We start from the raw sequence: 22148 nt of genomic DNA on the forward strand, positions 1-22148 counted from the left end.
TGCACCATCAGAGATGCACCATCAGAAATCCATCATCAGAGATCCATCGGAACATGCCCGCACCCGGGACCTCGCCGGGGGCGCCGGAGGGGACGACACCATGACGGATACGGAACTGCCTCGGATCGTCAGCGTCGACGACCATGTGATCGAGCCCGCGCACCTCTTCTCCACCTGGCTGCCCGCGAAGTACCGCGAGCGCGGGCCGCAGCCGCTCACCGCGGGCATCGGGGAGCTGGCGTACACGGGCGGGAAGTACGTCATCACGATGGACCCGGACGGGCCGCCCACCGACTGGTGGATCTACGAGGACCTGAAATTCCCGTACAAGCGGAACATCGCCGCCGTCGGCTTCGACCGCGACGACATGACCCTGGAGGGCATCACCCGCGCCGAGATGCGGCCCGGCTGCTGGGACCCGGCCGAACGCCTCAAGGACATGGACCTCAACCATGTCGAGGCCTCGCTCTGCTTCCCGACCTTCCCGCGCTTCTGCGGGCAGACCTTCGCCGAGGCGCACGACAAGGAGGTCGCCCTCGCGTGCGTGCGCGCCTACAACGACTGGATGGTCGAGGAGTGGTGCGGCGACAGCGGCGGCCGGCTGATCCCGCTCTGCATCATCCCGCTCTGGGACATCGGCCTCGCCGTCGCGGAGATCAGGCGGAACGCGGCCCGGGGCGTCCGCGCGGTCACCTTCTCCGAGATCCCGACCCACCTAGGGCTGCCGTCCATCCACACCGGCTACTGGGACCCGTTCTTCGCCGTCTGCCAGGAGACCGGCACGGTCGTCAACATGCACATCGGCTCCAGCTCCCAGATGCCCGCCGCCTCCCCGGACGCGCCGCCCGCCGTGCAGGCCTCGCTCTCCTTCAACAACGCGATGGCCTCGATGATGGACTTCCTCTTCAGCGGGGTCCTGGTGAAGTTCCCGGCGCTGAAACTGGCGTACAGCGAGGGCCAGATGGGGTGGATCCCGTACGCCCTGGAGCGCGCCGACGACGTCTGGGAGGAGCACCGCGCCTGGGGCGGGGTGCGCGATCTGATCCCCGAGCCGCCGTCCACGTACTACTACCGGCAGATGTTCTGCTGCTTCTTCCGCGACAAGCACGGGATCGCCTCGCTGGACGTCGTCGGCCGCGACAACGCCACCTTCGAGACCGACTACCCGCACGTGGACTCGACCTTCCCGCACACCAAGGAGGTCGCCCTCGACCACGTCAAGGGACTGGACGAGGAGACCGTCCACAAACTGATGCGCGGAAACGCGATCCGGATGCTCGGCCTGGACCTGGACAAGTAGGCGGGGCGGCGGTGGATCTCGCGTACACGGAGGCCGAGGAGGAGTTCCGGGGGCGGCTGCGGGAGTGGCTGGCCGGCGCCCTCCCCGGCCTGCCCCCGAAGCCCTCGCCCGACGACTGGCCCGCGCGCCGGGCGTACGACACCACCTGGCAGCGGATGCTGTACGACGCCGGGTACGCGGGCCTGCACTGGCCGGTGGACGCGGGCGGTCGGGGCGCCACCCCGACCCAGCACCTGATCTACCTGGAGGAGACGGAGAAGGCCGGGGCCCCCTACGTCGGGGCGAACTTCGTCGGGCTGCTGCACGCCGGACCGACCGTCGCCGCCGAGGGCACGGCCGAGCAGCGGGCCCGCTGGCTGCCGCCCGTGCTGCGCGGCGACGAGATCTGGTGCCAGGGGTTCAGCGAGCCGGACGCGGGCTCCGACCTGGCCGCCCTGCGCACCCGGGCGGTGCGCGACGGCGACTCCTACGTGATCAGCGGCAGCAAGATCTGGACCTCGCACGCCGAGGTCGCCGACTGGTGCGAGCTGCTGGTGCGCACCGATCCGGACGCGCCGAAGCACCGGGGGATCAGCTGGCTCGCGATGCCGATGGACGCCCCCGGCATCACGGTCCGGCCGCTGCGGACCCTGGCCGGGTCCACGGAGTTCGCCGAGATGTTCCTCGACGAGGTCCGGGTGCCGGCGCGCAACCGGGTCGGGGCCGAGAACGACGGCTGGCGGGTCACCATGGTCACCCTCTCCTTCGAACGCGGCACGGCCTTCGTCGGCGAGGTCGTCGCCTGCCGCCGCACCCTGGACGCCCTCGCCGACGAGGCCCGGCGCAACGGGCGGTGGGACGACGCGGTGCTGCGCCGGCGCCTCGGCAGGCTCAACGCGGAGTTCCGGGCCCTGTGGCGGCTCACCCAGTGGAACGTGGCGGAGTCGGAGCGGACGGGCCCAGTCCCCGGCACCGGCGGCTCCGTCTTCAAGCTGCGCTACTCCGGGGCCCGTCAGGAGCTGTACGAGGCGGCGGCGGAGGTGCTGGGGGCCGACGCGTTCGACGTCGACCGGGAATGGGTCCTGGACCGGCTCTCGTCCCTCTCGTACACGATCGCCGCGGGCACCTCCCAGATCCAGCGGAACATCGTCGCCGAGCGCATCCTCGGTCTGCCGAAGGGGCGCTGAGGCCACCGTGGACTTCCAGCTCTCGGACGACCAGCGGGCCCTGAGGTCCGGTATGCGCGACCTGCTCGACGCGGTGTTCGACCGGGGCCGGCTGCGGGCGGCGGTGGAGCGGGGCGGGGCCCTGGACCGTTCGCTCTGGCGGGAGCTGGGCGCGGCCGGCTTCTTCGCGCTCCGGCTGCCGGAGGAGGCGGGCGGGGTGGGCCTCGGGCTGCCCGAGGCGGTGCTGCTCTTCGAGGAGGCGGGCCGGGCGCTGCTGCCGGGCCCGCTGGTCGCCACCCACCTGGCGGCGGGCCTGGTGAAGGGGGCCGCCGAGGGCGAGGCGGTGGTGACGGCCCTGGACGGGGACCTGCCGGTGGCCCACCTGGCGGAGGCGGACGCGGTGCTGGTGGGCGCCGACGCCCTCGTAGGGGAGCCGCTGCGCGCCTTCGTCGCCGCCGCCCGGCCCGTACGGTCGATGGACCCGCTCACCCCGCTGCACCGGACGGGGGTGAGTACGGGAGCCGCGGGGGCGCGAGCGGTGTCGGGGCCGGCGGGTACGCGGGCTGTGACGGAGCGCACTACGGCGCACGCGGAGCGGATTCGCTTCGAAGGGGCGCTGCTCATCGCCGCCGAACAGCTCGGCAGTGCCGCCCGGACCACCGAGACGGCCGTTCAACACGCCGGGGACCGACAGCAGTTCGGATCGCCCATCGGATCGTTCCAAGCGGTCAAACACCTCTGCGCCGACATGCTCGCCCGCACCGAACCGGCCCGCGCCGCCGTGTACGCGGCCGCCGTGACCGGCGACCCGGTGGAGATCGCGGCGGCCAAACTCCTCGCCGACGAGGCGGCCGTACGCAACGCGCGCGACTGCCTCCAGATCCACGGCGGGATGGGCTTCACCTGGGAGGCAGATGTTCACCTCCACCTGAAACGGGCCTGGCTCCGGGCCGCGGCCCGGCTCGACGGGGCCGCGGCGGAGGAGCTCCTGGCCGCCGGCCTGGGGGCCGCGCGGCCGCATTCCGGCAGCTCGGCGGCGCCCGGCGGAGGAGCCCCGGAAGCAGGGGGCGGAGGGTGACGCAGCGCAGCCGTGCGGCGTCGACACCGGCTTCTGTCCTTTGCGTGATTCGTCACCGGGTGGAGTCGGTGTCCCGCTCGGGTACGCTCCGTGGGATGCGAGTGGTTCTGGAACCGGGCGATCCGGGGGCGGCCTGTGCGGCGGCCCCGGTCCGGGGCGAGGGCTCTCGTCGGAGATGTGCCGGGCCTGCCCGAAGAGCGTTTCTCGCGGTCTCTGCGCGCTCCTGTTCGACTCCCCGCAGCGTGCGTCGCACAGTATGCACCACGCGTACTCCTTCGCGCTGGAATATGCCCGAAGCGCTTGTTGCGGTGACTGTACGTCAACCATGCTGTCGCGTAAGGGAATCACGTTCCGTGACCCTGAGGAGGCGCGAGGCGATGTGTCCGCCGGTTCGGATGGTGTGAGCGGTGCAGGTGCTTCAGGTTCAGCTGGAGGTCGGTCCGGATCCCGCGGAAGTGGGGCGGGCCCGTAGGTGGGCGCGGTCGCGTCTGGTCGGTTCCGGGATAGGGGATGACGAGCCTCTCGCGGAGACGCTCATCCTGCTGATCTCGGAGCTGGTCACCAACGCCGTCGTCCACACGGGCTGTCCCGCGGTGCTGCGGATGCTCTTCGGCGGGTCCGGGGCGTCCGGCGCGGCAGGGACCGTCCGGGTCGAGGTCGCGGACGCCAGCGACCGCCCGCCGCTCCAGCGGCACGCGGAGGGCGACGACACGGGCGGCCGGGGCCTGGAGCTGGTGGACGGCCTCGCGGACCGCTGGGGCTGGCTGCCGGAGGGGGCCGGGAAGCAGATCTGGTGCGAGGTCGACCGGAGCGGCCCGGTGCGGCTCCCGGAGGCGCCCTCGGGCGTCGGCCAGGGCGGCGAGGCGTACGAACCGCCCTCCCGCCTCTTCACGAACCTGGCCTGAGCCCGATCTCTTCCCTGCCCCAGTCTCTGTCGCTTTCCCTACCCTCTTCCTCTTTTTCCTCTTCCTCTTCCCCTTCCCTTTCGCGGAGGCCGTTCACAGGATCGCCACCGGGGCGACCGGCGAGCCGGTGGCCCCGGCGAACGGCTCCGGTGACGCGGTGAGCAGGAAGGCGTGCCGGCCCTCCTCCGCGCAGGCCTCGGACAGCGCCTCCAGGTTCCAGTTCTGGCCCTGCGGCATGCCCATCTCGACCAGATGCAGCGCGTGCACCGGCATCCACAGGTCCTCGATCTCCGGCGGGAAGATCTCGAAGGTCAGGGTGTCGTTGGCGACGGCCGCGACATCCCGGGCGTGGAACCACTCGGGCGTGCGCACCGAGAGCCCCGGCGACGGATAGCCGTACGCCTGCCGGTCCCCGGCCAGCGCGAGACGCACCTGCCCGGTCCGTACGAGCACGATGTCCCCGGCCCGTACGCGTACGCCCCCGAAGTCCTCCGCCGCGGTCAGGTCGTCCGGCGTCACGGCGTGATCGCCGGGCAGCCGGTCCACCCCCCGGGCGCGGGCCACGTCCAGCAGCACCCCGCGCGAGACGAGGTGCTCCACGGTGGCGATCGAGGAGAACCGGGCCCCGCCATGGGCGGTGATCGTGTCCGCCGGGCGGCCGTTGTAGATCTTCCCGCTGTGCGAGACATGGGTCAGGGCGTCCCAGTGGGTCGAGGCCTGGAGCCCCATCGTGACGGCGTCGTCGCTGGTGGCGACCGTGCCGGGGCCGAAGATCTCCTGGTTGATCTGGACCATCGTGTGCAGCGGATTGATCCGGCCCGGGATGAGTCCGCTCTGCACCCCGTCCTGTTGGAGCGGCAGCGCGAGCGGTATCCGTCGGCCGGTGCGGACGGTGGCGACGGCCTCGCGCACGACGGCGTCGGTGATCAGGTTGAGCGTCCCGATCTCGTCGGCCCCGCCCCAGCGGCCCCAGTTGTTCACGCGCTTCGCGATCTCGTGGAACTCGGCCGGCAGGGACATGGGGACCTCCTGGGTCTTGTGCCGGAGCATCTGACTGCCCGTAAAATCTAACGGTCCGTCAGAAACCGCGGGAAGGGGCCGGGCATGGGGAACTTCTTGGCAGGCAGGGTGGTCGCCGTGACAGGGGCCGGCCGGGGCATCGGGCGGGCGGTCGCGCTCGCCGCGGCGGGAGAGGGGGCGCGGGTCGTCGTCAACGACTACGGAGTCTCCGTCGAGGGTTCCGAACCGACCAGCGAGATCGCCCGGTCCGTCGTCAAGGAGATCGAGGCGGCGGGCGGCGAGGCGGTCGCGGTCGCCGACGACATCTCCACGATGGCGGGCGGGCAGCGGATCGTGGACACCGCGCTGGCGGAGTACGACCGGCTCGACGGGGTGGTCTGCGTGGCCGGGATCCTCCGTGAGCGGATGCTGTTCAACATGTCCGAGGAGGAGTGGGACCCGGTCCTCGCCACCCACCTCAAGGGCACGTTCACGGTCTTCCGGGCCGCCTCGGCGGTCATGCGGAAGCAGGAGGGCGGGGGCACGCTGATCGGCTTCACCAGCGGCAACCACCAGGGCAGCGTCTCCCAGGCCAACTACAGCGCGGCGAAGGGCGGGATCATCTCGCTGGTGCGCAGCGCGGCGCTGGGCCTGCACAGGTACGGGGTCACGGCGAACGCGGTCGCGCCCGTCGCCCGGACCCGGATGTCGGCCGGCGTGCCGATGGAGCTGAAGGAGATCGGGGAGCCGGAGGACGTGGCGGCCCTGGTGGTCTACCTGCTCAGCGAGCGGGCGCGGGCCGAGCGGATCACCGGGCAGGTGTACACGATCGCGGGCCCGAAGATCGCGGTCTGGGCCCAGCCGAGGGAGTTGCGGGCGGCGTACGGGGAGGAGCCCTGGACCCCGGAGAGGATCGCGGACTTCCTGCCGGGGACGGTGGGGGTGGACCCGATGCCGATGCTGGCGCGGCTGGAGGAGATGGCGGCGGCGAGGTCGGGCGACCGGCCGAACGCGCCCAGCCCCTCCGGCGACTGAGGAGCGGGACCCGAGCCATTCAGCCTTTCCGGCGGGCTGGAGATGGCGCCCCGGTCCTCAGAGGCTCGGCCGAGCACATGCAAGCCCCTCCGGCGATTGAGGAGCGGGGGTCCGGGGGCGGAGCTCGGGGGGGGGGGGGGGGGGGGGGGGGGGGGGGGGCGCCGCCGGGGGGGGGGGGGGGGGGGGCGCGCCCCCCCCCCCCCCCCCGGCCGCGGGGGGGGGGGGGGGGGGGGGCCCCCCCCCGGCCCCCCCCCCGCGCCCCCCCCCCCCCCCCCCCCCCGCGGGGGGGGGGGGGGGGGGGGGGGGGGCCCCCCCCCCCCCCGGCGCGGCCCCGGGCCCCGGTCCTCAATCGCCGGACGGGCTTGATCAGGGGCTCCGCCCCCGAACCCCCGGTCCTCAATCGCCGGACAGGCTTGATTTCTGGAGGCACGTATGGACTTCCGTACTGAGGTGGACTTCCGTACTGAGGCGCGCACCTGGCTGCGCAGCCACCTCGCCGACACCCCCGCTCCCGACCCCCGCACGTGGGAACGCGAGCTCGGGCGCGCCGGGTGGATCGGGATCGGCTGGCCCGGCGAGGACGGGGAGAGTTACGGCAACCGCCGGGCCACCCTCGCCGAACAGGTCGTCTGGGCCGAGGAGTACGCCCGCTCCGCGGCCCCCGCCCGGATCGGCCACATCGGGGAGAACCTCCTCGCCCCGACGCTGATCACGTACGGCACCGAGGAGCAGAAGCAGCGCCATCTGCCCCCCGTGGCCCGGGGCGAGACGCTGTGGTGCCAGGGGTACAGCGAACCGGGCGCGGGCTCCGACCTCGCCGGGGTGCGCACCGCCGCCGTGCCGGACGGGACCGGCGGTTACGCCGTGACCGGGCAGAAGATCTGGACCTCGCTCGCCCTGGACGCCGACTGGTGCTTCGTCCTCGCCCGCACCGACCCCGGATCCACCCGCCACCACGGGCTGTCGTTCCTGCTGGTGGAGATGGACCAGCCGGGCCGGATCGAGGTGCGGCCGATCCGGCAGCTGACCGGGACCAGCGAGTTCAACGAGGTGTTCCTCGACGGGGCGCGGGCCTCGGAGGTCGTCGGGGGCGAGGGCAACGGCTGGCAGGTCGCCATGGGCCTCCTCGCCCTGGAACGCGGGGTCTCCACCCTCGCCCAGCAGATCGGGTTCGCCGAGGAGCTGGACCGGGTGGTCGCCGCAGCCGTGGCGAGCGGGGCCGCCGACGACCCGGTCGTCAGGGCCCGGCTCGTCCGGCAGTGGGCGGAGCTGGACACGATGCGCCGCCACGCCCTGCGCACCCTGGGCTCCACCGGCGACCCGGGCGCGCCCAGCGTGGCGAAGCTGCTGTGGGGCGGCTGGCACCAGCGGCTCGGCGAACTGGCCGTGCAGGTCGCGGGCGAGGCGGGGGCCGTCGGCCCCGAGCCCTGGTCGGAGCGGCGACCGTACGAACTCGACGGCGCACAGCACCTGTTCCTCTTCAGCCGGGCCGACACCATCTACGGCGGCTCCGACGAGATCCAGCGGAACATCATCGCCGAGCGGGTGCTCGGCCTACCGAGGGAGCCCAGATGAGAGGCGTCGTCTTCGACGGCACACGGACCGAGGTCGTGGACGACCTGGAGATACGGGACCCGGGCCCCGGGGAGGTGCTGGTGGCGGTCGCCGCCGCCGGACTCTGCCACAGCGATCTGTCGGTGATCGACGGCACGATCCCCTTCCCGGTCCCCGTCGTCCTCGGCCACGAGGGCGCGGGCGTGGTGGAAGCGGTCGGGCCCGGCGTCGGTCACGTGAGGCCCGGTGATCACGTCGCGCTCTCCACCCTCGCCAACTGCGGGGCCTGCGCCCAGTGCGACCGGGGGAGGCCGACCATGTGCCGGAAGGCCATCGGGCGGCCGGGGCGGCCGTTCTCGCGGGGCGGGAAGCCGCTGTACCAGTTCGCCTCCAACTCCGCGTTCGCGGAACGCACGGTGGTGCGGGCCGTCCAGGCCGTGAAGATCCCGGACGACCTGCCCCTCACCTCGGCCGCACTGATCGGCTGCGGGGTCCTGACCGGCGTCGGGGCCGTCCTCAACCGGGCGAAGGTCGGCCTGGGCGACACCGTCGTGGTCATCGGGACCGGCGGCATCGGGCTCAACGTGCTCCAGGGCGCCCGGCTGGCCGGTGCGCTCACCGTCGTCGCCGTCGACAGCAACCCGGCGAAGGAGGCGGTGGCCCGGCAGTTCGGCGCCACGCACTTCCTGACGAGCGCGGAGGGTGTGCGCGACATCCTGCCCGACGGGGCCGACCACGCCTTCGAGTGCGTCGGCCGCACCGAGCTGATCCGCCAGGCGATCGACCTCCTCGACCGGCAGGGGCAGGCCGTGCTGCTGGGCGTACCGGCGGCGAGCGCCGAGGCGTCGTTCCTGGTCTCCTCGATGTACCTGGACAAGTCGATCCTCGGCTGTCGCTACGGCTCCGCACGGCCGCAGCGCGACATCGCCCTGTACGCGGACCTCTACCGAGAGGGCCGGCTGCTGCTGGACGAACTGGTCACCGAGACGTACCCGGTGGAGGACTTCGCCAAGGCGGCCGACGACGCGCACCACGGGCGGGTGGCCCGGGGGGTCCTGGTCTTCTGAGCCGCGTCTTCTACGGGTGCCCCTGGGCCGAGGCGCGAGGGCCTCGGGGCGCGGTGTCCGCCGAGGGCCGGAACGTACGCCGGTAGGCCGTCGGCGGCACGCCCAGCGCCGCCTGGAGGTGCTGGCGCAGCGAGGTCGCCGTGCCGAAGCCCGCGTCCCGGGCCACCTGGTCGATGGACAGGTCCGTCGACTCCAGCAGGTGCCGGGCCCGTTCCACCCGTTGCTGGGTGAGCCACTGGCCGGGGCTGATCCCGACCTCCTCGCGGAAGCGGCGCGTGAACGTCCGTACGCTCATCGCCTCCTGCTCCGCCATGTCCCGCAGCAGGATCGGCCGGTCGAGACGGGCCAGCGCCCAGGCCCGGGCGCCGGTGGTGGTCGCGAACTGCGGCTCGGGGACGGGGCGGTGGATGTACTGGGCCTGCCCGCCGTCCCGGTGCGGGGGCACCACCGTGCGGCGCGCGATCTCGTTCGCGACGGCCGTCCCGTGGTCGCGCCGCACCAGGTGGAGGCAGAGGTCGATCCCGGCGGCGACCCCGGCGGAGGTGAGGACGTCGCCGTCGTCGATGAACAGGACGTCCGGGTCGACGCGGACCTGCGGGAAGGTCCGCTGGAAGTGGTCGGCCGATGACCAGTGCGTGGTGGCGGGGCGGCCGTCGAGGTAGCCGGCCGCCGCCAGGACGTAACTGCCGGTGCAGATGGAGACCATCCGGGTGCCGGGCCGGACCAGGGCGAGCGCGGCGGCCAGCTCCTCGGTGAGCCGGCCCTCCTCGAAGACCGGTCCCAGCTCGTAGGAGGCGGGGATGACCACCGTGTCGGCGGTGGCGAGCGCCTCCGGGCCGTGCTCCACGAGGATGGAGAAGTCCGCGTCGGTCCGGACCGGGCCCGGCGGGCGGATGGAGCAGGTCACCACGTCGTACAGCCTCCTGCCCTTCCCGCCCGCCTCCGTGCCGAGACTGCGGCCGAAGATCCGCTGCGGAATACCCAGTTCGAAGGGGAGCAGCCCGTCGAGGGCCAGAACGACGACGCGGTGCTCCACGAAGACCTCCTCGAAGATCACAGGAAATTGCAGTAGTGGTATAGACCACAAGCTGGTACAGGTTAGCGACGTGATGGAGAAGCCGACAGAGCGCGCGTCCATTCCCGACGCCGCGTGCGACACCCGAACGACCCCGACCCCGACCCCGCTCCCGGACCCGAACCCGCTCCGGACGCTGCCCCCGCTCGATCCCGGCGGACCGGGCGGCCCCGCCGGGACGGGCCTGGGCGCCGGGTCGTCCTTCGGTTCGGCCCCCGGCCCCGCGCGGCTCTGGAACCGTAACTTCCGCTACTTCTTCGTGGCCCGTACGGTCGCGCTCTTCGGCGACGGCATGATCCCGGTGGCCCTGACAGCCGGGCTGCTGGGCGCGGGGCGGCCCGCCTCCTCGGTCGGCTTCGCGCTCGCCGCCTGGATGGGGCCGCTGGCGGTGTTCGTCCTGTTCGGCGGGGTGCTCGCCGACCGGTTCACCCCGCGCCGCATGATGATCATCGCTGACGCCCTGCGGCTGATCGGCGCCTCCGTGCTGGCCGTGACCTTCGCGACGGGCAACCCGCCGCTGTGGGCGGTGTACGTCCTCAGCTCGGTGGCCGGCGTCGGCGCGGCGCTCTTCCAGCCCGGGGTCGCCTCGACCGTGCCGCGCGTCTCCACCGACGTCCAGCGCGCCAACGCGGTCCTGCGGGTCGCCGAGGCGCTGATGACCATGGCCGGGCCCGCCTTCGCCGGAGTGCTCGTCGGCCTGGCCAGCGCCGGCGCCGTCTACGCGGCGAACGCGGCGACCTTCGCGGTCTCCGGGGTCTGCCTCTTCCTGATGCGGCTGGCCCCGGCCCCGCACGACGACGCGGCGCGCGGCACGTTCGCCGCGGAACTGGTCGACGGGTGGCGGGAGTTCCGGGCCAGGTCCTGGCTGTGGGGAGTGATCGCGGTCTGGACGGTGTACGGCTTCGCGGTCCTCGGCCCGATGCTCCCGCTGACCGCCGTCCTGGTCACCGAGGCGCACGGCTCGGGGGCGTACGGAATGCTGATGGCGGTGAACGGGGCGGGCAGCGTCGTCGGCGGACTCCTCGCCCTGCGGCTGCGCCCGTCGCATCCCCTGGCGGCGGGGGCGGTGGCGCTGCCGCTGGTGGCGGTGAGCCTGCTGGTGCTGGCGCTCGGGATGCCGGTGCCGGTGCTGGCGGCGGGGCAGTTGCTGGCGGGCGGGTCGGCCGCGTTCTGGCTGGTGATGTGGTCCACGACGGTCCAGACGCACGTCCCGCCGGAGGCCCTGAACCGGCTGCACGCCTACGATGTGGCGGGCTCGCTCCTGATGGTCGCGGCGGGCCGCGCTCTGGCGGGCCCGGTGGCCGAGGCGGTCGGGGCGCCGGAGTTGCTGGGGGTGGCGGCCGTGATCAACATGGGGGTGGTGGCGGTGCTGCTGGTGGCCCGGCCGATCCGGCAGCTCAAGAGGATCGGCCTCGGATGAGGGCCTCGGCCCGGCCCCCGGAGCACGCGGACGATTCCACGACGCGACGCCCCTCCACGGCCCGCCCCTCCACGGCCCGCCCCTCCACGGCCCGTGCGGTCGCGGCGGGGGCGGCCGTCGTCACCGTCGCCGCGGGCCTGGCCGTGCGCGCCGGGGCGGACGGCGCCTTCGCCAAGTACGCGGGGAGCGCGCTCTACACGGTGCTGCTCTGCACCCTCGTCGCCTTCTGCGCGCCCCGCGCGCGGCCGGCCGTGGTGGCCTGGGCGGCGCTCGGCCTGAGCTGGGCGGTGGAGTTCGCGCAGCTCACCGGCGTACCGGCGGAGTGGTCGGCGCACAGCACGGCGGCCCGGCTGGTGCTCGGCTCGACCTTCAACCCACCGGACCTGCTCGGGTACGGGGTTGGTGCGGCGGCGGCCTGGGCCGTTCACACGGGGGTCCGGCGGCGCGCTCCGCGTTAGCCTCGGGCTTTCACGACATGTCTGCGTCGAGGGCGGCGGCTGGGCCGGGGGTGCCCCAGGCCAGGGGCGTACTGCTGGTCGAGACCGTCCGCAAGCCCGGCTTGGACACGGCGATAACGGCGGCGCCGGCCCCGTGGCGGCAAGCTTGGGCGGTGCCGTTGCAGGCAGAAGCGCGCTGGATGTGGCCCTACCCAATGTTTCTGCGGCCGGCCGCCCCGGCTGACGCAGGTCGATACGCTCGGGACCATGACTGAATTTGTACAGGTGTCGACAGCAACGCCGACTCGTGAGCAGGCAGTTGCCCTTGCAGGCCCCGCAGTCCAGCAGCGGCTGGCGGCAGGGGCCCAGATCGTCGGTCCCGTCACGAGCGTGTTCTGGCACCTGGAAGAGTTCGGCACCGGCGAGGAGTGGCAGCTGCTGCTGAAGACGACTGCTGACCGGTACCCGGAGCTGGAGGCGTACCTCCTGGAGGCACATCCGTGGGATAACCCGGAGGTCTGCGCCGTGCCCATTGCGGCCGGTGCCGACAGGTGCCTGACGTGGATCCGGAAGTCGGTAGCCCGTCACTAGGCGGCTGTGCTCTCCAGGAGTTCACGGACTGCGGGGAGGCCGGCGTGCGGGCGCAGACGTTCGATCAGCGGGACGAGACGCTGCGCCGGGCGTTGAGATGCGACCCCACGGGCAAGGGTGGCCGCGCGGCCGACGTGCCGCGCGGCCACCTCGACCTCGTCGGCGGCGAGGTAGGCCTGAGCCAGCCAGGACAGGTAGAGGGACTTGTCGCGCGCGTGGTCGTCGCTGTACTGGCCGAGGGCGCGGGTGAGGGCAGGGACGGCGCGGAGCGGTCGTCGAAGCTCCGTCCAGCAGCGGCCGGTCATGATGTCCAGCTCGACGTGGTCGACCCAGGCCGCCCAGTCAGGCTGGGGCTCGTCCTTCTGCGTGCTGTCGAGAGCCTCATGGGCCGCCTCCAGTGCACGCTCCGTGCCCCCGATCTGGCCGTCGACAGCGCAGGCCCAGGCGTGGCGCTCGTGCAGCAGCGCGCGGACGGTGGACGGGGTCCGAGCCGTGATCGTGGCACAGGAAGCCTCTGCGACGGCTACGGCAGCCTGTCGATCGTCGGGTCCGATCTTGTAGGCGAGGAACGCGAGCGCGTTGCCGTAAAGGTCCGCGTCCCGGGCTTCGCGCGCGAGGTCGCGGCTCTCCTCGTACAGGTCCACCGCTTCCCGAGTACGGCCGCCGTCGAATGCGGACCATCCCGCCTGCTGTGCCTGCTCGGCAAGGAGCGCCGTCGCCCTCTGGCGCGCATCGTCGGTGAAAACGGACGCGCGCAGAAGGGACTTGGTGCGCTGGACCTCCGCGAGGTACACCCGATACGTGTCGCCACCGCCGAGGTATATATCGAGGCGCCGGAGGCGGGCTGCCCGCGCGCGAAGCTCCTCAACGTAGACCGGGGTGATTCGGTTCGGTGGCTCCGGGTGGTGCAGGGCGGGGAGCGCTGCGGCGAGGCCGGTGGCGGTGGCTGCCTGGAGGATGGTTCGACGTCGCACGTGCGGTCCGATCTCTTCACTGGAATGACCAGGAGAGTCCCCCTCCCAGGGGCGGGGAGCCAAGCCGAGCACGCGCCCTGGGACGCGTAATGCGTCGGCGATCTGGACGATCTTCTCGAAGGTCGTGATGCGCCCGCGGCCCTTGGCGAGTTCTCCCACGCGATTCGGCTTGATGTCGCACTCCGTGGCGAGCTTGGAATACGAGATACCCGCGTGCTCGCGCGCGAGACGGAACACTGCCCCGAAGTCATGACTCACCAACGCGCGGTGCATCTCCTCCTGGTCGACGAGGTCGCGCGGTAGAGCTGTCGGCGGCTGGTAGGTCATTCGGCTCTCCTGCCTGCTCGTCCCACTGTGCACGGGGGACGCCCCCGGGGTGTACCCATCATGGGTACACCCGCCATGGGCAGGCGGGGCTCTCGCAGGAAAAGGACTCTCGGACGTCAAGGCCCCGGGAGCGGTGACGCCCGCCTACCCGGGGCGACGACTGACTAGGAGTCGCCGTGCGTGAGAGTACTCATTTCCGTATCGCGGAGTTGACGCGATGACTGATCTGACTGGAAAGGGCGCGTTGGCACGGGAGCGGACGCTCGCCGGCGAGCACTGGCTGCTGGGGGCGGCTTCGTCGGTCCGGGCGGCACGAGCCGACTGGGCCGAGAACGGCACCACGTTCCTGACGCCCGGTGCCCTGTTCGGCGCAGTCCTCGTCCGGGCCGCCGTGGTGCACGCCGCGCTTCTCCTGGACGACCCGGTCAAGTGCGCTGCTCCGTTGCGGACGCGCCTGGGTGGCGGGCCGGTCTTCTACGCCGAGCAGAAGTTTGGCCGAGAGGCCGGCTACGTCGCCTTGGTCCCAGCATCCGTGGCCATGGTGTGGAGTGTCCCCGGCTCCGTGACGCACCACCGCAACGCGCTCCTGCAGATCCCGGCCCCGGGGAACGTCCGCTCCGATCAGGGTGCTGCGTGGTGGGTGGTGCCCCTGGACGGCCCCGGGGTGCTGTGCGACCCGCAGCCGTTCGCCACCCTGATCAGCCACGGTCATGGCGTCCTCACCGGCAGCCTGGGCGGCGGCCGTGGTGCTTGAGACGCTGCTTCGCGTGGCCGTGCCCGTGGTGTCGACACCCCCGGCGGTCCCCAGACGCTCGTCCAGAAGGATCGGAGCGCTCGTCATGATCGAGACAGGGGCGGGCCGGGTGCCCGCGTACACCGAGACGCTGCCGAGAGTCGCCGACTCCGTGCACCGGGCGCGGCACCTGGTGCGCCTGGCCCTGGACGTGTGGGGCTTACCGAGTTGCAGGAAGACGCCGAGCTGGTCGTCAGCGAGCTGCTGACGAACGCCGTGCTCCACACCCGCCGGGGGGACTCGGTCCGGGTGACCGTGACCCGACTCGGGGAAGGGCGGGCCCGGGTCGCCGTGGTCGACCTGTCGAAGGACCGGCCGGCGCCACGTGATGCTGGTGGCGATCAGGAGTCCGGGCGGGGCCTGGAGATCGTGGAGGCGCTGAGCGGTGGCCAGTGGGGTGTCGACCTCCAGCTGTGGGGGAAGTGCGTGTGGGCCACGCTCAGCCTGGAGTCCGAGCCTGATGAGTGAGCGAACAGCACAGGTCCTGTACTGGGCGGCCCTGGCCTCGCTCCTCACGGCGATCTGTCCAGGCACCTCCCAGAACGAGCCGTACGTGGCCCGGCTGCGCCGTGCGCGGCCGACACCTGAACGCGATGGACGGAGCGGTTGATGACGCTGACCACGAGCGGGGACACAGCGGTGAACGCAGAGCAGCTGTATGAGGCGAGCCGGAGGGCGATCACCCTCACGGTTGATGACCTCTGGCCGGGCCGTGGCGCTGTCCTGGGGCCGCAGTGCCCGAGCGTCACCTCCTACGTCTGCCCGGTGACGGTCGACGGCGAGGTGATGTATGCCAAGTACAGCTGGCTGGGTTCGTCGCTGGTGTCGATCCTGCGCGGCGCGCGAGGGGCGTGGGACGACGTCTTGGAGGCACAGCATCCGTTCACCAAAAGCGCCGACTCGGTAACACGAAGGGAGTACCAGCACCTGGAGTTCCTGCGGGAGCTGGGCCGCCCCCGGGTGTGCGAGGACGCCGAGTTCCGCGCAGGGGTCTTGTTCACCAAGGCGGTGCCGGGGACGACGGTTGCGGAGGAGCTCACCGCGCGACCGTGGGACACGGCCGTCTTGCTGGACTCGGTTCTGCTGTCGCTGAAGGAGCTGCACGGCGACCCGGGGGCGAGGTATCTGCGGGGGGCGTGGCCGATAAACGAGCGCAACATCGTGGACGTGTTCTTCCGGAAGTTCAAGGGCCCGAACGCAGGTGGGTACGTCGCCGACCTCGGCCGGGACAGCGGGTTACCGGAGGGTGAGCGCCTGGTGGTCGTGGGCCTGGTCGAGAACGCGGTACGCCGCCTGCTGCGGCTCACGGCCGCGCTCCCCGCCCGGCACCGGACTGCCGTGTTCGGGGACCTCAAGCCCGAGCACGTCTTTCTCGGCGGCCACCGGCTGACGTTCATCGATCCGGCGCTCCAGTGGGCGGCCGGACCGCAGCCCGACGTGGCGAAGCTCTGCGGCCGAACTCTGATGCTGGCCCTGTGCCACCACGAGCTGCGCGCCGAACAGCAGATCACACAGGGGGTGTTGAACACCTTGAGCCACCACCTCGCAGGGCTGACCAAGACGGATCGGGCCGAGCGGCTGCGTGAGATCATGGTCCTGTGGCTGATGGACACCACGAACTACCTGACGTCGTGCCTGAGTGCTCCGTCTGGCCTCCCCCTGTCGGCCCATCAGCGGGCGCTGACCTCAAATGGGCGTCGGATCGCGACGGTCGTGGACCGGGTCAGCGGCCTCCTCATCGGGTCGATGACGGGACTCGGCCTGATCGACGCCATCTTCAACGAGGTTGAGCACACCACTCAGGAGCTGCGGTGACCGGGCCGGTGGTGGGAGTCGTCGGCGCGGGCGCGGTCGGTCAGGCCCTGGCAACCAGCCTGGTGTCGTTGGCGCTTGCCGAGCGACTCGTCGTCGTGTCCAGGCGGGAGGAGCAGACGCGCGGGCTGGTCGCCGATCTCCAGGACTTGGCCGTGGCCGCCCGGTCGCGCACTCAGGTCGAGGCCGGCGAAACCGCGGATCTCCGCGGGTGCGACGCCGTCGTGGTCACCCTGCGCACCGACTTCACGAACACGAACGCCCGGGACATACGGCGCGGCGGTGCCACGGCGAACGCACCCGCGGTAGCCACCCTGGCCAAGGAGCTGCACGGGTATCAGGGCGCCGTCCTCGTGGTCACCAACCCGGTGGACCTGATGGCCCGCCGCTTCGCCCAGGTGTCCGGGTGCGCTCGGGTCTACGGGATCGGATCGAACCTCGACTCGGCCCGGTACCGGCTGCTCCTGGCTCGGTTCGCCCAGATCTCCCCGGAACGGGTCGAGGGCCACGTGATCGGGGAGCACGGCGACCGTGCGGTGCCGTGCCTGTCCACCACGACCGTGGACGGCCACCCGGTGACGGCCCCTGCCCGCGCGATCGTGGAAGACCTCCAGCAGCGTCCCGCGCTGATCCGGGCCGGGATCTGCCGCACGCGCTGCGGCCCCGCCGGTGCTGTGCTGTCGACGCTCCGCAAGGTCCTCGGCCTGGTCGACGGCATCGAGGAGCTGTCCGTCCCGTACGGGGACGTGTGGCTAGGCATCCCGATGGACTTCACCGGGGGCGTGGCCACCCCGCGCCTTCCCGCACTCACTCGTCACGAGCTTCTGCGTCTGGACTCTGCGGCCAGCAGTCTCCGCGACGCCTACACCCACCTGCCTGCCCCGACCGAGAGGACCCCCGCATGATCACCGCTACCCGGCTGGAGGCCGCTGCTGCGGCCGTCACCGTCATGAGCAACCGATCGGAGGTGACGGACTGGGCGGCCCGGTACTTCGGCCAGTGGTGGAACGCCTCCTCCATCGAGGCCGCCACAGTGTGCGCGGGTGCTGTCCTCGTAGCGGACGTCGACCCGGAGGCGTACGCGGCGCTGACCCTCCTGGTCCACGACGGGCGGCACACGGAAGAGGTCGAGTACGCGCGGCACCGGATGCTCGTGGCCCGGGACGGCGAGGACATCATTGCGACGTCGCCGGACGAAGCGATCGCGTACCGCAGCAGCCCCGTCTCCGGCCGGCTCGCGCTCACCGGCGTCGGCGTGATGGAACTCTCCCTTGCCGCCGCGCGCTTGGCCCGTGAGGTGATCCGGGGTCAGCTCCTGCGGGACGGGTGGGCGGTGCTTCACTCCTCCGCGGTCGTACGCCCGGAGGACGGGGCGACGCTCCTTGCGTTCGGCGGGAAGGGCGCGGGGAAGACCACGACGGCCCTGCTGTTCGCCTCGTCCGGTTGGCGGCTCCTGGCCAACGACCGGGTGCTGGTCCGGCCGACCGGTATGCGGGGCGTGGAGGTGGTGCCGTGGCCGTCTGCCGCTGCTGTCGGCCTCGGCCTGTTGGACTCGTTGGGGTGGAGTGCCGCTGCGAGCGGCCACGTGAAGGTGGGCGGAGCCTTCCACCCGACGCAGCACGACGCGGTGACGGCAGCACTCCTCGCCGGCGACTTCACGCCGCTGTGGGAAGACGAGAAGCGGCGGGAGAAGAAGGTCCAGGTGTTCCCGGACCAGTTCGCGAGCCTGTTCGGGGTCGAGCTGGCCACCGGCGGCCGCGCTGCTGCGCTCCTCTTCCCTCGGGTCGACGCCGAGTCCTCGCCCGATGTGGTCGGAGGTGCGGTGCACACGTTGGGGGACGACGACTTCATGAGCGGTGCCACGGAGGACCGCTACCCCGACATCTTCGAGCTGGCCGGGGGTGTGGACGGTGGCGGGCGGCGAAGCGCTCGGGATGAGGTATCGGCCCGGCTCGCCGTACTGCCTCATCAGACGATCCGGCTGAGCCACGACGTTCCGGCGAGCGTTGCCGCGCTCCGGAAGGTCGCAGAAGCGATCTGACGCCCGACGCAAAGCCCAAACAGACTCCCGCCCTCGGTCGCGCTGCGGTCGCCGCGCGGCCGGGGTGCGGGCTCCATCGGACTACACGACGATCGACGGAGGACAGGATGACCATCGCAGCTCAGCCGCCCACCCTCGCCCGTACCAGCGACCCGGAGCAGACCCTCAACGCCGTGGCGCCGCACATCGAGCACCTGACGGTGAACGTCATGGACGGCGGCCCACTGTGGGAGCGGGAGATCGCCCTGCTCCTCCGGGACAACACCATGGTCAGGAACATGGCCGAGCGGATCCTCGGCCAGGCCGTGGCGTACACCGTGTGCGCCATGGAGAACCCGGACGTGCACCTGGGTGTCGGGAAGCTCGTCGACATCGGGGTGCATCAGCTCATCCTCGACACCCCGATCTACTGGGCGCTCTGCAAGGTGCACAACGGTGGGACGTACAAGCACCACGCCCCGTTCATCCAGCGCCGGTCTGACGGCCTGTGCCTGCGTACCGCGGACTTCCTCGCGGCCGACGGCTGGGACGTCGACGCCGAACTGTGGGAGATCGACGGAGCCGACTGCTCGCCGTGCGACAGCAAGGTTCCCGACAGCCACTGACCCGGGCTCCAGCCCTCTACGCTCGCCCCTGCTCTCCTCTCGCGGCGGAGGGCAGGGGCCCTTCCCCGTCAACCCATCGAGAGAGGCACTGTGCCCGCACGACACGACATCGCAGCCGAGACCGAGCTGTGGGACACCTACGCCGGCTCCGCGTTCCAGGACGACATGGAACCCGCCTTCTGCTGGACGCAGTACGCCGGGCACGGCCCCGGGCCGGAGCTCCTCGGCGATCCGGCGACGGCGCTGGAGATCGGTTGCGGCACCGGCCGGGCGCTCGCCCTCCTCGCCGGGCGCGGGATCAAGGCGACGGGCATCGACCTGTCCCCGGTCATGGTGGGGAAGGTGACCGAGAGATGGGCCGGTACCGGGGCCGACTTCATCTGTGGCGAGGTGCTGGAGATGCTCGCCGCCGACACCGCGACCTACGACACCGTCTACTCGATCTTCGGTGCGGTGTGGTTCACCGACCCGGCCCGCCTGTTCCCGCTCGTCGCGGAGCGGCTCCGGCCAGGTGGGGTGCTCGCGTTCTCGCACCCGCCCGCGATCCCCGGGGCATACGGGCCGCAAGGCATGTACAAGGGCGGGTTCGCAGGGAAGGCGATGTTCACCTACCGGTACAGCTACACGCCGCGACGCTGGACGGGCTTCCTCGAGCGGGCGGGCTTCCGAGACGTCGACGCCCGGGTCCTCGATGCCCCGGAGGCCGGGCACATCGGGACGCTCCTGGTGACCGCACGTCGCTGACCGGGCCGGAGCGGAGCGTTCAGTGGAGGCTCGCAGCTGTGGGCGGCGGGCGAGGATGCGGAGGTCACGGACGATCCGCTGCGAGATCGGACGCTGGCGAGCGCCCCAGGCGGCGAGCAGGGTGGCCTCCTTCTGCTCGGCCAGGCCGGGGAGGGCCGCCCGCCGACGAGGAACCAGTCGTGGCCCGATCCCTGCGAACCGTGCCCTCCGGGCCACTCGTCACGAAGCGGGCGGGCCGAGAAGCTGGTCCATGTGACAGAAACTGTGGAAACCGCCGCGCGGGACGACCGGCGCCCGCCCCGCGAGAAGCGTCGACGTCCCCGCGTCCACCGGGCGTGGATCGTCGCCGCCGTCACCTTCGTGACGATCATCGGCGGTGCGGCGTTCAACTCCCTGCCCGGGCTGCTCATCAACCCGCTCCACGACGCGTTCGGCTGGACCCGGGGCGAGATCGGGCTCGCGGTCTCCATCGACATGGCGTTGTACGGGCTGACCGCGCCGTTCGCCGCCGCGCTCATGGACCGCTTCGGCATCCGGCGGGTGGTGGCGATCGCGCTCACCATGGTGGCGGCCGGGGCGATCGCCAGCGTCTGGATGACCGCCTCCTGGCAGCTGATGATCTACTGGGGACTCCTCGTCGGCCTCGGCACCGGGTCGATGACGATGGCCTTCGCCGCGACCGTCACCAACCGGTGGTTCGTGGCCCGCCGGGGCCTGGTCACCGGCATCCTCACCGCGGCGGGGGCCTCCGGGCAGCTCGTCTTCCTTCCGCTCTGCGCCTGGATCGTCGACAGACACGGCTGGCGACCCGCCTCGGTCACCGTCGCCCTGGCCGCCCTCGTCGTCGTCCCGTTCGTCTGGCTCCTGATGCGCGACCACCCGGCCGATGTGGGGCTCGCCCCGTACGGCGGGGACTTCGTGTCCAAGCCCGCGCCGGTCCGGGGCGCCGCGCGCCGGACGGTGCGCGTGCTGTTCGACGCGGCCCGCACCGGCCCGTTCTGGCTGCTGGCGGGTGCCTTCGCGATCTGCGGGGCCTCCACCAACGGCCTGATCCGCACCCACTTCGTCCCGTTCGCCCACGACAACCACATGCCCGTCGTTGTGGCGGCCTCGCTGCTCGCGGTGATCGGGGTCTTCGACGTCATCGGCACGATCTTCTCCGGCTGGCTCACCGACCGCTTCGACGCCCGCAGGCTGCTCGCCGTCTACTACGCGCTGCGCGGGATCTCCCTGCTGTTCCTGCCGTTGCTGATCGGCCCCGAGGTTCAGCCCCCGATGATCTTCTTCATCGTGTTCTACGGGCTGGACTGGGTCGCCACGGTCCCGCCGACACTGGCGCTCTGCCGCGAGCAGTACGGCGACGACAGCGCGATCGTCTTCGGCTGGGTGCTGGCCTCGCACCAGGTGGGCGCGGCGGTGGTGGCGTTCCTCGGAGGGGTCGCGCGGGACGTGTTCGGCGGGTACGACGTGGTCTGGTACGCGGCGGGGGCGCTGTGCGCGATGGCGGCCCTGATGTCCCTGGTGATCCGCCGCCGCGCCCCGGAGGACGCGGGCGGGGTCCCGGGCCGGGCGGAGCCGGTGGACGCGGGCGGGCTCAGCGGCTGAACCGGCCGAACGCTCCCCGGTGGAACAGCAGCGGCTCCCCCTCGTCCGCCGCCCCCAGCGCCTCCACCCGGCCGACCACGATGAGGTGGTCGCCGCCGGTGTGGACGGCGTGGATGCGGCAGTCGATCCAGGCCGGCACGGAGTCCAGCAGCGGAGACCCGGTCGCCGGGGCGCCCTCGTGGGCCACGCCCGCGAACTTGTCGGCGCCGCTCACCGCGAACGCCCGGCACAGCGCGCCCTGTTCCGCCCCGAGGATGTTCACGCAGAACGCCCCCGCGCGGGCGATGCGCGGCCAGGTCGTCGACGTACGGGCGACCATGAAGGACACCAGCGGCGGGTCCAGCGAGAGCGAGGCGAAGGACTGGCAGGCGAAGCCCGTCGGCCCGTCCGCGTCGCGGGCGGTGACCACGGTGACGCCGCTGGCGAAGTGCCCCAGCACGCGCCGGAATTCGGCCGGGGCGACGAGCAGCCGCTCATCGTCCCGGACGGCCCTCAGGTCCGGCCGGGGCAGCGCCTCGGGCGGTGCCCCGGCCGGTGTCCCCGGTGCGGCTGTCGTGGCGGCGCCGACGGACCTGAGGTACCGGACGGCGGTGGCGGCCATGCCTGCGTGTCCCATCACGCCGTCCATTAGAGCTGACGGT

The 22148-nt window shown here is 72.2% G+C and carries 23 protein-coding genes; 19 read left to right on the forward strand and 4 right to left on the reverse strand.

The window, feature by feature from the left end:
- Positions 1-100 precede the first annotated feature (100 nt).
- The 4 genes from ACIQRW_RS09685 to ACIQRW_RS09700 all read left to right on the forward strand — a co-directional run bounded on the left by ACIQRW_RS09685 (position 101) and on the right by ACIQRW_RS09700 (position 4428).
- The gene (locus ACIQRW_RS09685; RefSeq protein WP_403756837.1) at positions 101-1300 is read left to right on the forward strand and encodes an amidohydrolase family protein; all 1200 of its coding nucleotides are present in this window, start codon (positions 101-103) and stop codon (positions 1298-1300) included.
- A gap of 11 nt (positions 1301-1311) precedes the next feature.
- Positions 1312-2466, forward strand: a complete 1155-nt coding sequence (locus ACIQRW_RS09690; RefSeq protein ID WP_403756839.1) for an acyl-CoA dehydrogenase — start codon at positions 1312-1314, stop codon at positions 2464-2466.
- A gap of 7 nt (positions 2467-2473) precedes the next feature.
- On the forward strand, positions 2474-3523 hold the full coding sequence (locus ACIQRW_RS09695; protein ID WP_403756841.1) for an acyl-CoA dehydrogenase family protein: 1050 nt from the start codon (positions 2474-2476) through the stop codon (positions 3521-3523).
- 407 nt (positions 3524-3930) lie between these two features.
- A complete protein-coding gene (locus ACIQRW_RS09700) occupies positions 3931-4428 on the forward strand; it encodes an ATP-binding protein (RefSeq protein WP_403756844.1) in 498 nt (165 codons plus the stop codon).
- 93 nt (positions 4429-4521) lie between these two features.
- Here the strand turns inward: ACIQRW_RS09700 and ACIQRW_RS09705 are convergent, their stop codons facing one another.
- Positions 4522-5448, reverse strand: a complete 927-nt coding sequence (locus tag ACIQRW_RS09705; protein ID WP_403756847.1) for a cyclase family protein — start codon at positions 5446-5448, stop codon at positions 4522-4524.
- 84 nt (positions 5449-5532) lie between these two features.
- Between ACIQRW_RS09705 and ACIQRW_RS09710 the strand changes: the two genes are divergently transcribed.
- The 3 genes from ACIQRW_RS09710 to ACIQRW_RS09720 all read left to right on the forward strand — a co-directional run bounded on the left by ACIQRW_RS09710 (position 5533) and on the right by ACIQRW_RS09720 (position 9083).
- Entirely contained in the window at positions 5533-6462 is a 930-nt protein-coding gene (locus ACIQRW_RS09710) for an SDR family oxidoreductase (protein WP_403756850.1), read from the forward strand.
- A gap of 432 nt (positions 6463-6894) precedes the next feature.
- Positions 6895-8037 carry an acyl-CoA dehydrogenase family protein gene (locus tag ACIQRW_RS09715; RefSeq protein ID WP_403756853.1) on the forward strand — a complete coding sequence of 381 codons (1143 nt, stop codon included), beginning with the start codon at positions 6895-6897 and terminating at the stop codon, positions 8035-8037.
- The gene (locus ACIQRW_RS09720; RefSeq protein WP_403756856.1) at positions 8034-9083 is read left to right on the forward strand and encodes a Zn-dependent alcohol dehydrogenase; all 1050 of its coding nucleotides are present in this window, start codon (positions 8034-8036) and stop codon (positions 9081-9083) included. The genes ACIQRW_RS09715 and ACIQRW_RS09720 overlap by 4 nt, the downstream gene beginning before the upstream one ends.
- Before the next feature lie 10 nt (positions 9084-9093).
- Here the strand turns inward: ACIQRW_RS09720 and ACIQRW_RS09725 are convergent, their stop codons facing one another.
- A complete protein-coding gene (locus ACIQRW_RS09725; RefSeq protein WP_403756859.1) occupies positions 9094-10119 on the reverse strand; it encodes a GlxA family transcriptional regulator in 1026 nt (341 codons plus the stop codon).
- Positions 10120-10192: 73 nt separating this feature from the next.
- Between ACIQRW_RS09725 and ACIQRW_RS09730 the strand changes: the two genes are divergently transcribed.
- From ACIQRW_RS09730 to cutA, 3 genes are all read left to right on the forward strand, one after another.
- The gene (locus tag ACIQRW_RS09730) at positions 10193-11578 is read left to right on the forward strand and encodes an MFS transporter (protein WP_403756861.1); all 1386 of its coding nucleotides are present in this window, start codon (positions 10193-10195) and stop codon (positions 11576-11578) included.
- Complete coding sequence (locus tag ACIQRW_RS09735) at positions 11575-12036, forward strand: DUF2809 domain-containing protein (RefSeq protein WP_403756864.1); 462 nt, start codon at positions 11575-11577, stop codon at positions 12034-12036. Before ACIQRW_RS09730 ends, ACIQRW_RS09735 begins: the two co-directional genes overlap by 4 nt.
- 246 nt (positions 12037-12282) lie before the next feature.
- Complete coding sequence (gene cutA, locus ACIQRW_RS09740; RefSeq protein ID WP_403756867.1) at positions 12283-12606, forward strand: divalent-cation tolerance protein CutA; 324 nt, start codon at positions 12283-12285, stop codon at positions 12604-12606.
- Here the strand turns inward: cutA and ACIQRW_RS09745 are convergent.
- Positions 12603-13907, reverse strand: a complete 1305-nt coding sequence (locus ACIQRW_RS09745; protein WP_403756870.1) for a helix-turn-helix domain-containing protein — start codon at positions 13905-13907, stop codon at positions 12603-12605. The genes cutA and ACIQRW_RS09745 overlap by 4 nt on opposite strands.
- Before the next feature lie 217 nt (positions 13908-14124).
- Here ACIQRW_RS09745 and ACIQRW_RS09750 point away from each other — a divergent pair, with 217 nt between their 5' ends.
- The 9 genes from ACIQRW_RS09750 to ACIQRW_RS09790 all read left to right on the forward strand — a co-directional run bounded on the left by ACIQRW_RS09750 (position 14125) and on the right by ACIQRW_RS09790 (position 21507).
- A complete protein-coding gene (locus ACIQRW_RS09750) occupies positions 14125-14661 on the forward strand; it encodes a hypothetical protein (RefSeq protein ID WP_403756873.1) in 537 nt (178 codons plus the stop codon).
- A 192-nt stretch (positions 14662-14853) separates the two neighbouring features.
- Positions 14854-15168, forward strand: a complete 315-nt coding sequence (locus ACIQRW_RS09755; protein WP_403756876.1) for an ATP-binding protein — start codon at positions 14854-14856, stop codon at positions 15166-15168.
- Positions 15161-15310: a hypothetical protein gene (locus ACIQRW_RS09760; RefSeq protein WP_403756879.1), complete on the forward strand. Its 150-nt coding sequence runs from the start codon at positions 15161-15163 to the stop codon at positions 15308-15310. Before ACIQRW_RS09755 ends, ACIQRW_RS09760 begins: the two co-directional genes overlap by 8 nt.
- On the forward strand, positions 15310-16515 hold the full coding sequence (locus ACIQRW_RS09765; protein ID WP_403756881.1) for a hypothetical protein: 1206 nt from the start codon (positions 15310-15312) through the stop codon (positions 16513-16515). The genes ACIQRW_RS09760 and ACIQRW_RS09765 overlap by 1 nt, the downstream gene beginning before the upstream one ends.
- A complete protein-coding gene (locus ACIQRW_RS09770) occupies positions 16512-17417 on the forward strand; it encodes an NAD-binding protein (protein ID WP_403756883.1) in 906 nt (301 codons plus the stop codon). Before ACIQRW_RS09765 ends, ACIQRW_RS09770 begins: the two co-directional genes overlap by 4 nt.
- A complete protein-coding gene (locus tag ACIQRW_RS09775) occupies positions 17414-18553 on the forward strand; it encodes a hypothetical protein (protein ID WP_403756886.1) in 1140 nt (379 codons plus the stop codon). Before ACIQRW_RS09770 ends, ACIQRW_RS09775 begins: the two co-directional genes overlap by 4 nt.
- Positions 18554-18660: 107 nt before the next feature.
- Entirely contained in the window at positions 18661-19158 is a 498-nt protein-coding gene (locus ACIQRW_RS09780; RefSeq protein WP_403756888.1) for a hypothetical protein, read from the forward strand.
- A 90-nt stretch (positions 19159-19248) separates the two neighbouring features.
- The gene (locus ACIQRW_RS09785) at positions 19249-19902 is read left to right on the forward strand and encodes a class I SAM-dependent methyltransferase (RefSeq protein WP_403756891.1); all 654 of its coding nucleotides are present in this window, start codon (positions 19249-19251) and stop codon (positions 19900-19902) included.
- 252 nt (positions 19903-20154) lie between these two features.
- Positions 20155-21507 (forward strand): MFS transporter, encoded by a 1353-nt coding sequence (locus ACIQRW_RS09790; RefSeq protein ID WP_403756894.1) that lies wholly within the window; start codon positions 20155-20157, stop codon positions 21505-21507.
- On the opposite strand, the gene ACIQRW_RS09795 is transcribed toward ACIQRW_RS09790, so the two are convergent.
- Positions 21497-22108, reverse strand: coding sequence for a flavin reductase family protein (locus ACIQRW_RS09795; RefSeq protein WP_403757435.1), 612 nt, complete (start codon positions 22106-22108; stop codon positions 21497-21499). The genes ACIQRW_RS09790 and ACIQRW_RS09795 overlap by 11 nt on opposite strands.
- Positions 22109-22148: the final 40 nt, after the last annotated feature.

Origin of the sequence: Streptomyces sp. NPDC091287 (genome assembly GCF_044768525.1) — a bacterium.
Lineage (GTDB): Bacteria > Actinomycetota > Actinomycetes > Streptomycetales > Streptomycetaceae > Streptomyces.

Coding starts and splice junctions, on each gene's coding strand:
- ACIQRW_RS09705 (WP_403756847.1), bottom strand. CDS start 5,448: ATGTCCCTGCCGGCCGAGTTCCACGAGATCGCGAAGCGCGTGAACAAC.
- ACIQRW_RS09750 (WP_403756873.1), top strand. CDS start 14,125: ATGACTGATCTGACTGGAAAGGGCGCGTTGGCACGGGAGCGGACGCTC.
- ACIQRW_RS09710 (WP_403756850.1), top strand. CDS start 5,533: ATGGGGAACTTCTTGGCAGGCAGGGTGGTCGCCGTGACAGGGGCCGGC.
- ACIQRW_RS09760 (WP_403756879.1), top strand. CDS start 15,161: ATGAGTGAGCGAACAGCACAGGTCCTGTACTGGGCGGCCCTGGCCTCG.
- ACIQRW_RS09775 (WP_403756886.1), top strand. CDS start 17,414: ATGATCACCGCTACCCGGCTGGAGGCCGCTGCTGCGGCCGTCACCGTC.
- ACIQRW_RS09715 (WP_403756853.1), top strand. CDS start 6,895: ATGGACTTCCGTACTGAGGTGGACTTCCGTACTGAGGCGCGCACCTGG.
- ACIQRW_RS09720 (WP_403756856.1), top strand. CDS start 8,034: ATGAGAGGCGTCGTCTTCGACGGCACACGGACCGAGGTCGTGGACGAC.
- ACIQRW_RS09765 (WP_403756881.1), top strand. CDS start 15,310: ATGACGCTGACCACGAGCGGGGACACAGCGGTGAACGCAGAGCAGCTG.
- ACIQRW_RS09745 (WP_403756870.1), bottom strand. CDS start 13,907: ATGACCTACCAGCCGCCGACAGCTCTACCGCGCGACCTCGTCGACCAG.
- ACIQRW_RS09685 (WP_403756837.1), top strand. CDS start 101: ATGACGGATACGGAACTGCCTCGGATCGTCAGCGTCGACGACCATGTG.
- ACIQRW_RS09735 (WP_403756864.1), top strand. CDS start 11,575: ATGAGGGCCTCGGCCCGGCCCCCGGAGCACGCGGACGATTCCACGACG.
- ACIQRW_RS09795 (WP_403757435.1), bottom strand. CDS start 22,108: ATGGCCGCCACCGCCGTCCGGTACCTCAGGTCCGTCGGCGCCGCCACG.
- ACIQRW_RS09730 (WP_403756861.1), top strand. CDS start 10,193: ATGGAGAAGCCGACAGAGCGCGCGTCCATTCCCGACGCCGCGTGCGAC.
- cutA (WP_403756867.1), top strand. CDS start 12,283: ATGACTGAATTTGTACAGGTGTCGACAGCAACGCCGACTCGTGAGCAG.
- ACIQRW_RS09780 (WP_403756888.1), top strand. CDS start 18,661: ATGACCATCGCAGCTCAGCCGCCCACCCTCGCCCGTACCAGCGACCCG.